Origin of the sequence: Streptomyces sp. SM1 (genome assembly GCF_002910825.1) — a bacterium.
Classification (GTDB): Bacteria; Actinomycetota; Actinomycetes; order Streptomycetales; family Streptomycetaceae; genus Streptomyces; species Streptomyces okerensis.
In genome coordinates this window covers 1-2,181 of the sequence record NZ_NEUB01000983.1, presented here as the reverse complement: position 1 = coordinate 2,181, position 2,181 = coordinate 1, and the positions used below count along the sequence as shown (strand labels likewise).

Here is a 2,181-nt window from a genome sequence, read left to right as displayed (position 1 = left end):
CGCCACGGCGGACGAACTGTTCACCCTGCTCGACAACAACTTCGGCAGCGCCTGAGAGAGAGCTGGACCCGATGTCCGACGACAAGAAGCTGCTCGACTACCTCAGGCGCGCCACCGCGGACCTCGGTGACGCCCGGAGGCAGCTGCGCGAGGCCGAGCAGGCCCGCCACGAACCGATTGCCATCGTCTCGATGGCCTGCCGCTACCCCGGCGGCGCCCACACGCCCGAACTGCTGTGGGACCTGGTGAGCCGCGGCGCCGACGCGGTGTCCGGCTGGCCGGTCAACCGCGGCTGGGACCTGGACGGCCTCTACGACCCGGACCCCGAGCGGCCCGGCACCTCTTACACCCGGCACGGCGGCTTCCTGCACGACGCCGCCGAGTTCGACGCCGAGTTCTTCGGGATCTCGCCGCGCGAGGCCCTGGCCACGGACCCCCAGCAGCGGCTGGTGCTGGAGACCGCCTGGGAGACCGTCGAGCGGGCCGCCATCGACCCCCGCGCGCTGCGGCGCACCGGCACCGGCGTCTTCCTCGGGGCGATCGGCAACGGCTACGGCGCCGGCTCCCGCCACCTCCCCGACGTCCAGGGCCTACTGGACACCGGCACCGCGAGCAGCGTGGTCTCCGGCCGGATCGCCTACACCCTGGGTCTCGAAGGGCCCGCGGTGACCGTCGACACGGCCTGCTCGTCCTCGCTGGTCGCCCTGCACCTGGCGATCCGGGCGCTGCGGGCGGGCGACTGCACGCTGGCCCTGGCCGGCGGGGTGTCGGTGATGGCGACCCCCGACGCGTTCGTTGCGTTCAGCCGGCAGCGCGCGCTGTCGGCCGACGGCCGCTGTAAGGCGTTCGGCGCCGGTGCGGACGGCACCGGCTGGTCCGAGGGCGTCGGCGTCCTGCTGCTGGAGCGGCTGTCGGACGCCCGGCGCAACGGGCACCCGGTGCTGGCCGTGGTCCGCGGTTCGGCCACCAACCAGGACGGCGCCAGCAACGGCCTGACCGCGCCCAGCGGCCCGTCGCAGCAGCGGGTCATCCGGGCGGCGCTCGCGGACGCGGGCCTGACGGCGTCCGAGGTGGACGTGGTGGAGGCGCACGGCACCGGCACCACCCTCGGTGACCCGATCGAGGCGCAGGCGCTGCTGGCGACGTACGGGCAGGGGCGGCCGGCCCGGCAGCCCCTGTGGCTGGGCTCGCTGAAGTCGAACATCGGCCACACCTCGGCGGCGGCGGGGGTGGGCGGCGTCATCAAGATGGTGCTGGCCATGGCGCACGGCGAACTGCCCCGGACCCTGCACGCTGACCGGCCGACACCGATGGTGGACTGGTCGTCGGGCGCCGTGGAACTGCTCTCCGAGGCCCGTGTCTGGGACGACCGGGGCCGTCCGCGCCGCGCCGGGGTGTCCGCCTTCGGCGTCAGCGGCACCAATGCGCACCTGATCCTGGAACAGGCCCCTGTGGAGGAGGCCGAACCGGCGGCCGAAGCCGGGACCGCGGCGGGTACGGACGCGCACCCGATGCTCTGGGTGCTGTCCGGGCGCACCGAGGAGGCGCTGCGGGAGCAGGCGTCCCGGCTGCTGACGCACGTGGGTACCCGCCCCGGACCCCTGCGGGCCGGCGGGACCGGCCGCGCCCTCGCCCTCACGCGTACGGCCTTCGAGCGGCGGGCCGTGATCGTGGGCACCGGCCCGGAGCAGCTGCTCGACGGGGTCAGGGCGCTGGCCGATGGCGGCGCGGTGCCGGGGCTGGTGCGGGGCGACAGCGTCTCGTCGGGCCGTACGGTGCTGGTGTTCCCGGGGCAGGGTTCGCAGTGGGTGGGGATGGCTGCGGAGCTGTTGGGTGGGTCGGCGGTGTTCGCGGGTCGGATGGCGGAGTGTGGGCGGGCTTTGTCGCCGTTCGTGGAGTGGTCGTTGGTGGAGGTGCTGGGGTCGAAGGAGTTGTTGGCGCGGGTCGACGTGGTGCAGCCGGTGTTGTGGGCCGTGATGGTGTCGCTCGCGGAGGTGTGGCGGTCCTACGGTGTGACCGTCGATGCGGTGGTGGGTCATTCGCAGGGTGAGATCGCTGCTGCGTGTGTGGCGGGTGGGCTGAGTCTGGAGGACGGGGCCCGGGTGGTGGCGCTGCGTTCGCGTGCGGTGGGGGTGTTGGCGGGCCGGGGCGGGATGGCGTCGGTGCCGTTGCCGGTGGACG

Annotated in this window: 1 protein-coding gene; it reads left to right on the top strand. The window is 74.3% G+C overall.

Features of this window, described 5'->3' with window-relative positions; genetic code table 11:
• Positions 1-71: 71 nt before the first annotated feature.
• Positions 72-2,181 (top strand): type I polyketide synthase (locus B9S61_RS34785; RefSeq protein WP_146065025.1); only part of this gene is annotated, 2,110 nt, incomplete at its 3' end.